The following is a 7,911-nucleotide window of genomic DNA, read 5'->3' on the forward strand; positions in this document are numbered from 1 at the left end:
GGGCCCACATCCCGTGGAACGACTCGGTCACGCGTCCGCCCGGGTCGAGCCGTCCTCCGGCGAGCCGTCCCGCGCCGAGTCCTCACGCATCGGAACACGCACGCCCTTGTCGTCGGCGACCGACTCCGCGATGTCGTATCCGGCGTCGACATGGCGGATGACGCCCATCCCCGGGTCGTTGGTCAGCACCCGGCGGATCTTCTCGCCGCCCAGCTTGGTGCCGTCCGCGACCGTGACCTGCCCGGCGTGGATCGATCGGCCCATGCCGACCCCGCCGCCGTGGTGGATGGACACCCAGGAGGCGCCGGACGCCACGTTCACCATGGCGTTCAGCAGCGGCCAGTCGGCGATGGCGTCGGAGCCGTCGAGCATGGCCTCGGTCTCGCGGTACGGGGAGGCCACGGAGCCGCAGTCCAGGTGGTCGCGGCCGATGGCGAGCGGGGCGGCCAGCTCGCCGCTCGCCACCATGTCGTTGAAGCGCTCGCCCGCACGGTCCCGCTCGCCGTAGCCGAGCCAGCAGATGCGGGCGGGCAGGCCCTGGAAGTGGACGCGCTCGCCGGCCATCTTGATCCAGCGGGCCAGGGACTCGTTCTCCGGGAAGAGGTCGAGGATCGCCTTGTCGGTCTTGGCGATGTCGGACGCCTCACCCGAGAGCGCCGCCCAGCGGAACGGGCCCTTGCCCTCGCAGAACAGCGGCCGGATGTAGGCGGGCACGAAGCCGGGGAAGGCAAAGGCACGGTCGTATCCGGCCAGTTGCGCCTCGCCGCGGATGGAGTTGCCGTAGTCGAAGACCTCGGCACCCGCGTCCATGAAGCCGACCATGGCCTCGACATGCCGGGCCATCGACTCACGGGCGCGGGTGGTGAAGCCCGCGGGATCCTTGGCCGCGTAGGAGGCCATGTCGTCGAAGTCGACGCCGACGGGGAGGTAGGCGAGCGGGTCGTGCGCCGAGGTCTGGTCGGTGACGATGTCGATCGGGGCGTTCATCGCGAGGAGCTGCGGCACCAGCTCGGCCGCGTTGCCGAGCACGCCGATGGACAGCGGGCGGCGGGCGTCGCGGGCCTCGGTCGCGAGCTGGAGCGCGTGGTCGAGTGAGTCGGCCTTCACGTCCAGGTAGCGGTGCTCGATACGGCGCTCGATGGCGCGCGGGTCGCAGTCGATGCAGATCGCGACGCCGTCGTTCATGGTGACGGCGAGCGGCTGGGCGCCGCCCATACCGCCGAGTCCCGCGGTGAGGGTGATGGTCCCGGCGAGGGTGCCGCCGAACTTCTTCGCGGCGACGGCGGAGAAGGTCTCGTAGGTGCCCTGGAGGATGCCCTGGGTGCCGATGTAGATCCAGGAGCCGGCCGTCATCTGGCCGTACATGGTCAGACCGAGGGCTTCCAGGCGGCGGAACTCCTCCCAGTTGGCCCAGTCGCCGACCAGGTTGGAGTTGGCGATGAGGACACGGGGGGCCCACTCGTGGGTCTGCATCACGCCGACCGGGCGGCCGGACTGGACCAGCATGGTCTCGTCCTGCTTCAGGGTCTTCAGGGTGCGCACCATGGCGTCGAAGGAGCGCCAGTCGCGGGCGGCCTTGCCGGTGCCGCCGTAGACGACGAGCTTGTCGGGGTGCTCGGCGACCTCAGGGTCGAGGTTGTTCTGGAGCATGCGCAGCGCGGCTTCCTGCTGCCACCCGAGGGCGTTCAGTTCCGTACCACGCGGTGCCCTTACGGGGCGGGGTCCAGACATGCCGAGGCCTTCCTCGCGACTTCACTCTTCTGTCTTCACCGCGGGTCCACGTCACTGCGCTTCTATGCGGCTATTCACATAGTCGCTCGCTGAATAATTCCAGTCAACCACTGTGCACCGGTGCGCGGGGCCGCGGACGGTGTTTGGCTGGACCCCATGACGCCAGACCGTCGAGATCAGGCCGTACGGGAAGCCGTGGCGCAGGGCCTGCTGGGTGCCGAGGCCGAGCCCGTCATCGCCCTGCTGGACATCGCCGGGCTCCGGGCCGGCGCCGCATCGCTGCGGGCCGCGTTCGAGCAGGTCACAGACGCGCCGGTGCTGCATGCCTTCGCGGTGAAGGCTGCGCCGCTGGTGGGGGTGCTGCGACTGCTGGGCAGCGAAGGGCTCGGGGCTGAGGTGGCCAGCCCCGGGGAGCTCGCGCTGGCCCAGGCCGCCGGGATTCCGGCCGAGAGGATCGTGCTGGACTCCCCCGCCAAGACGCCCGGCGAACTGCGCACGGCCCTGGATCTCGGTATCGCCGTCAACGCCGACAACGCGCAGGAACTCGACCGTATCGAGGCGATGAGCGGGGCGGCCGGGCCAGGCGGCGCGGCCGGGGTCGCCGTCCCGCCTGCCCCGCATGCCCCGGCATCCACGTTGGGCCTGCGGGTGAACGCGCAGATCGGGGCGGGCACCATCGGGGCCCTCTCCACCGCCACGGCGACCTCGAAGTTCGGCGTAGGGCTGCGCGACGAAGCGGCACGCGACTGGGTCGTACGCACCTTCCTGGACCGGCCGTGGCTGACCCGGCTGCACACCCACTCCGGTTCGCAGGGCCTGCCGCTCGAACTGATGGCCGCGGGCGTACGGACCGTCTACCAGCTCGCCGAGGAGATCAACGCAGCCGCCGGACGGCAGCAGGTCGAGACCCTGGACATCGGCGGCGGGCTCCCCGTCAACTTCACGTCCGACGAGGAGATCCCCGGCTTCGCCGACTACGCACGGGTGCTGGAGCGCGAGGTCCCGGGGCTGTTCGACGGGCGCTACGGGCTGGTCACCGAATTCGGCCGGGCGCTCACCGCCAAGCACGGCTTGGTGCTCGCCCGGGTCGAGTACGCCAAGCGGACCGGCGGCCGGCCCATCGCGCTGACCCACGCGGGCGCACAGGTGGCGACCCGGACCGTGTACGCGCCGGGTGAGTGGCCGGTGCGGATCGCCGCGTACGACGCCGAGGGGCACCCCAGGATGGGGCCCGACGTCACACAGGACATCGCGGGACCGGCGTGCTTCGCGGGCGACCTGCTCGCCGAGGCGCGGGGACTGCCGCTGCTGGAGCAGGGCGACGTGGTGGCAGCGCTGGACACCGGCGCGTACTACTTCACCAGCCATTACGCCTACAACAGCCTGGTGCGCCCGGCCGTGTACGGCTTCCTGGCGCCGGGCGGCGACGGCGACGTCGAGTTCAGGCTCGTACGCGACGCACAGACCATGGCGGAGATCGTGGCGGAGTCGGGCGGGGCCCACCCGGACGCGCTGCTGTAGGACGGAGGCCGACTGACCAGCGGCGGACGGTGGCGGGGGGCGGTTGTCAGACCCCGGTGCTTCCATGAGAGCCATGACCACGAAAAGCGTCTCCGTGGAGCAGCGGGTCGCCGCGCCGGCTGTTCATGTCTGGGAAGCCATGACCGACCTGCCGGGCATGGCGCGGGTGCTCAGCGGTGTGGAAAGGGTCGAAGTCCTCACCGAGGGGCCTTTCGGGGTGGGCACGCGATGGCGGGAGACCCGGCGGATGCTGGGCAAGGAGGCCACCGAGGAGATGTACGTGACGGCGAGCGAGCCAACCGGGCGGTATGTGGTGGAGGCCGACTCCCAGGGCGCGCACTATGTCTCGGAGTTCACGCTCCAGCCGCTCGGGCCCGAGACCACGGTGGTGCGGATGACGTTCAGCGCGGTGCCGCAGGGCGGTGCGATGGGGCTGCTCGCCAAGGTGCTCGGCGGTCTGGGCGCGCGTGCCGTGCGCAAGGCGATAGCCAGGGACCTCGCCGACATCGCCACGGCGGTGGAGGGGCGCCGGAGCGGCGAAGGGGAAGGCGGCAGCGGCACGGGCTGATCGTTTCCACCTCCTGTCCCCCGTAAGGCTCATCCGCTTCGCCGCCGGGAATCACCGGGCGAAAGCCGGGCATGAGAGATCGGTACACGCCGAGAGCGGTGCGTGCCGAGCGAGGTGCGCGCGCACAGGGACGGGACCACGGGAAGGGATCCGATGGCCGCATCCGCCTCCATGGAGGCACCGGAAGCGCAGCAGCCTTCACTCAAGCGGGCCATCGGGCCCAAGCTGCTGATCCTCTTCGTGATCGGCGACATCCTGGGCACGGGGATCTATGCCACGACCGGCAAGGTCGCGGGCAAGGTCGGCGGGGCACTGTGGCTGCCGTTCCTGATCGGCTTCCTGGTCGCCATCGTGACCGCCGCCTCGTATGTGGAGCTCGTCGGCAAGTACCCGAAGGCCGCGGGCGCCGCGCTCTACACCCAGCGGGCGTTCCGGCTCCCCTTCCTCACCTTCATCATCGCCTTCATGGTGATGTGCTCCGGCCTGTCGTCCGCGAGCGCAGCGGCCCGCGCGTTCAGCGGGGACTACTTCCAGGAGTTCACCACCGCCATCCCGCCCACCCTCATCGCCATCCTGTTCATCCTGGCCTTGGCGGCGCTGGCCCTGCGCGGAGTCTCGGAGTCGGTGAAGACCAACGTGGTGCTGACCCTCGTGGAGCTGACGGGCCTGGCGGTGGTCCTGGCGATCGGCGCGTGGGCGGTGCTCAGCGGCGACGGGGAGCCCTCGCGTCTCGGCGAGTTCGAGTCGTCGGGCGGCACGGGCTTCGCGCTGATGACGAGCGTGCTCGGGGCCACGGCACTGGGGTTCTTCGCCTTCGTCGGCTTCGAGGACTCGGTCAACATGGCCGAGGAGACCAAGGACCCGGTGCGCACCTTCCCCCGTGCGATCTTCACCGGTGTCGCGGTGACGGGCACCGTCTACGTACTGGTCGCGCTGGTGTCCTCGCTGCTGGTCGACTACCGGGTGCTGGAGGCCTCCTCCGGACCGCTCCTGGAGGTGGTCAAGGCCGGGGGCGTCGCCTTCCCACCGAAGCTCTTCGCACTGATCGCGTTGTTCGCGGTCACCAATTCCGCGCTGATCAACATCATGATGGCCTCGCGGCTCTGCTACGGCCTGGCGAACGAGAAGGTGCTCCCGCCCGGCATGGGCAAGGTCCTGCCCAAGCGCCGCACCCCGGTCACGGGCATCGTCTTCGTCACCGCGATCGCGATCGGCCTGGTGTCCACGGGTGAGATCGAGGGCCTGGGCGACACCACGGCGTTCTTGCTGCTGTGCGTGTTCGCGGTGGTGAATGTGGCGGTCCTCGTCCTGCGCAAGGACCCGGTGGACCACTCCCACTTCCGTACGCCGACGGCCCTGCCGGTGGTGGGGGCGGTCACCTCGGTGATCCTGGCCAGCCCGCTCTCGGAGCGGGCATCCGACGTCTACATCCGGGCCGGGGTGCTGATCGGTATCGGCATCCTGCTGTGGGTCGTCAACAAGCTGTGGATGAAGTTCCGGCACGAGCCGACGGTGACGCGCGGCAGCAGCGGAAGCAGCGCTGGCAACAACAACGGCAACAGCAACAACAGCGACCACAGCGGCTGAGTCGCGCGGGCTCAGGCCTCGGCAAAGGGGGCCGCGGACCCTAGCGGATGCGGGGCATGTTCCGACGGAAAATGCCAGAAGTTCCGGGGAGCACCACTCCGTTGCGTAACCTCCCGACTACGGACGTTCGAACGTCCTAGGCGTTTCGCACACGTGCTGGAGGGGGAGTTCCGCGTGCCCGGAATCGACGAGTGTCTGCTCCACGCCATGCGGCTGCCCGGGGTTCGCGGCGCAGCCCTTGTCGACTGGACCAGCGGACTCGCGCTCGGCACGGTGGGGGACGCCGCCGGCGCCGATCACGAGACAGCCGCCACCGAGACAGCCGAGCTGGCGCGGATGGCGGCGGAGCACCCCACCTTCGCACCGGCGGCGGACGAGGAGCCGACGGGACGCGAAGGAGCAGGTCCGGGCACAAGCCCCGGTTCCGCGAAGACACCCCCGATCGAAGACCTCGTCGTCACCACCCGTACGTGTTACCACGTCCTGCGCTTTGTGGAGACCAGCTTTGACAGCAGTGTTCTTCTGCATCTGTGGCTTGACCGGGTCGAGGGCAATCTCGCCCTGGCACGACTCCGAATGCGGGATCTGACCGAGCGGCTGGTGCTGGAATGACCGTATCCCCGATGCTGCTGAGACTCGCTTCGGAGCGGGCGACCGGTGCGCTGTTACGCGACCGGGGCACGCTCTACCTGGTTGACGGCGAGGTGGTGCACGCCGAAAGCCCCGTCGCGCCCGGGATCGAGGTCCTGCTGACCGCCGCGGGACGGCTGCGCGCCGACGGCTGGACGGAAGCCCTGCGCGAAGCCGGGGCGCTCGGCAGGGTGGGCCGCTATCTGGTCGACACCGGCCGGCTCTCGGGCGGCGAGCTGGAGATCTGCCATCTGGAGGCGCTGTACGACGCGGCGTTCTTCGCCCTCGCCCCGAGCAACACCCCGTCCCGCTTCCGCTACGGGGTCGCCCACTGGATAGGACCGGTGCGGCCGGTCCCCGCGGCGGCCGTGGAGCGGGAGACCGCGAGACGCCGGGCACTGCTGGACCGGTTGTGGGCGCACCCGGAGACGGACACCGCGCCGGTGGTGCGTACCAGACGGCCACCACGCATCCGAGCCGCCCCCAGACAGCGCGCCGTGCTCGAACTGGCGGACGGCGTAAGGACTCCAGCCGATATCGCCAGGGCCCTCGGCCGCCCCGCCTTCCACACTCTGATCGATGTCCGGCGGCTGGCAGCCGCAGGTCTGGTCGAAACTCCGGGCAGCGCTGCCCCCGCTCTACCACCCCCCGATGTCGCCCGCGCCATGGAGATGTCCGCGGACCCCGACATCGCTTTGCTCCGCAGACTCCGTGACGCCTTGGAGGCAACGCTGTGATGCGCACGCTGAGGCAGCGCGCCGAGAGGAGACAGCTCATGACCGCGAGCCCCGGAGTCGTTGACGAACTCAACCGGCTGCGAAGCCGGTTGCCCCAGCTCACCGGCGCCCTCGCGGCCAGCGTGGACGGTCTGGTGCTGGCCCGGGACACCCCGGACGCGGAGGCGGAGACCGTCGCCGCGCTCACGGCGGCGGCCCTGGGCGTGTCGGTACGCCTGACCGAGGCGACCGGCCAGGGCGGATTCCGCGAACTGCTGATCCGGGGCGAGCGCGGCTATGTCGCCACGTACGCGGCTGGTTCGGCGGCGGTGCTCACCGTCACCGCGGAGCCGCGCGTCAATGTCGGGCGGCTGCACCTGGAAGCCCGCAGGACCGGAGCCCGCATAGGCGAGCTCGTCGACGGCGCACTCGACCGTCTCGACTCCAGTTCCGGCTCCAGCTCCAATTCCCTTTCCGGTTCCAACTCCAACTCCAACCCCCCGCACACCGCACAAGTCAGATGAGCAGATCGGGCCCATGACATCCATCGGGCCCGTCGAGAACGAAAGGCACCACCAACATGGCCAACACCGAAACGTGCCTCAAGGAAGCGATGACCGTCATCGAGGGGTGCGTCGGCGTCGCCCTCGTCGACTACACCAGCGGGATGGCGCTCGGCACCCTGGGAGGGGGTAAACACCTCGATCTCAACGTGGCCGCGGCCGGTAACACCGATGTGGTGCGGGCCAAGCTGCGCGCCATGGAGATGCTGGGCCTCCAGGACGAGATCGAGGACATCCTCATCAGCCTGGGCACGCAGTACCACCTGATCCGGCTGCTCAAGGCGCGAGGCGGGAACGGGCTGTTCCTGTACCTGGCGCTGGACAACAAGCGCGCCAACCTGGCCATGGCCCGCCATCAGCTGCGGAAGGTCGAGGCGGAGCTGGAGGTCTGACCACGAGTCGGCCGCTCCACCACGCCGTGCGGTTCCGGATCAGCGGCGCCCCCCCCCCCCCCTCGCCGGGGGGCCCGCGGCCCCAGCCGGGGGGAAGGGACCCCAGAGACGCCGCGCGCGCGGCGGCCCCCCCGGGCCCCCCCCCCCCCGAGGCAGGTCCGGTCGTCGGCGTGGCGAACACCACGTACACCCTCACCGAGCAC

At 70.3% G+C, this 7,911-nt stretch carries 8 protein-coding genes; 7 read left to right on the forward strand and 1 reads right to left on the reverse strand.

Annotation, left to right across the window (positions count from 1 at the left end; translation table 11 throughout):
• Positions 1 to 27: 27 nt before the first annotated feature.
• On the reverse strand, positions 28 to 1,731 hold the full coding sequence (gene hutU / locus ACFWI9_RS31570) for a urocanate hydratase (protein ID WP_387167906.1): 1,704 nt from the start codon (positions 1,729 to 1,731) through the stop codon (positions 28 to 30).
• Positions 1,732 to 1,887: 156 nt separating this feature from the next.
• Between hutU and ACFWI9_RS31575 the strand changes: the two genes are divergently transcribed.
• The 7 genes from ACFWI9_RS31575 to ACFWI9_RS31605 all read left to right on the forward strand — a co-directional run bounded on the left by ACFWI9_RS31575 (position 1,888) and on the right by ACFWI9_RS31605 (position 7,708).
• On the forward strand, positions 1,888 to 3,252 hold the full coding sequence (locus ACFWI9_RS31575) for a diaminopimelate decarboxylase (protein ID WP_387167909.1): 1,365 nt from the start codon (positions 1,888 to 1,890) through the stop codon (positions 3,250 to 3,252).
• A gap of 73 nt (positions 3,253 to 3,325) precedes the next feature.
• The gene (locus ACFWI9_RS31580; protein WP_387167912.1) at positions 3,326 to 3,820 is read left to right on the forward strand and encodes an SRPBCC family protein; all 495 of its coding nucleotides are present in this window, start codon (positions 3,326 to 3,328) and stop codon (positions 3,818 to 3,820) included.
• Between the two features lie 153 nt (positions 3,821 to 3,973).
• Entirely contained in the window at positions 3,974 to 5,407 is a 1,434-nt protein-coding gene (locus tag ACFWI9_RS31585) for an APC family permease (protein ID WP_387167915.1), read from the forward strand.
• A gap of 174 nt (positions 5,408 to 5,581) precedes the next feature.
• Positions 5,582 to 6,019, forward strand: a complete 438-nt coding sequence (locus ACFWI9_RS31590) for a hypothetical protein (RefSeq protein ID WP_387167918.1) — start codon at positions 5,582 to 5,584, stop codon at positions 6,017 to 6,019.
• Positions 6,016 to 6,774 (forward strand): transcriptional regulator, encoded by a 759-nt coding sequence (locus tag ACFWI9_RS31595; protein ID WP_387167920.1) that lies wholly within the window; start codon positions 6,016 to 6,018, stop codon positions 6,772 to 6,774. The genes ACFWI9_RS31590 and ACFWI9_RS31595 overlap by 4 nt, the downstream gene beginning before the upstream one ends.
• A gap of 38 nt (positions 6,775 to 6,812) precedes the next feature.
• Positions 6,813 to 7,277 carry a roadblock/LC7 domain-containing protein gene (locus ACFWI9_RS31600; RefSeq protein ID WP_387167923.1) on the forward strand — a complete coding sequence of 155 codons (465 nt, stop codon included), beginning with the start codon at positions 6,813 to 6,815 and terminating at the stop codon, positions 7,275 to 7,277.
• Positions 7,278 to 7,333: 56 nt separating this feature from the next.
• Positions 7,334 to 7,708: a hypothetical protein gene (locus tag ACFWI9_RS31605; protein WP_387167926.1), complete on the forward strand. Its 375-nt coding sequence runs from the start codon at positions 7,334 to 7,336 to the stop codon at positions 7,706 to 7,708.
• Positions 7,709 to 7,911 lie beyond the last annotated feature (203 nt).

The sequence above is a fragment of the Streptomyces sp. NPDC127084 genome (genome assembly GCF_042724175.1).
GTDB lineage: Bacteria > Actinomycetota > Actinomycetes > Streptomycetales > Streptomycetaceae > Streptomyces.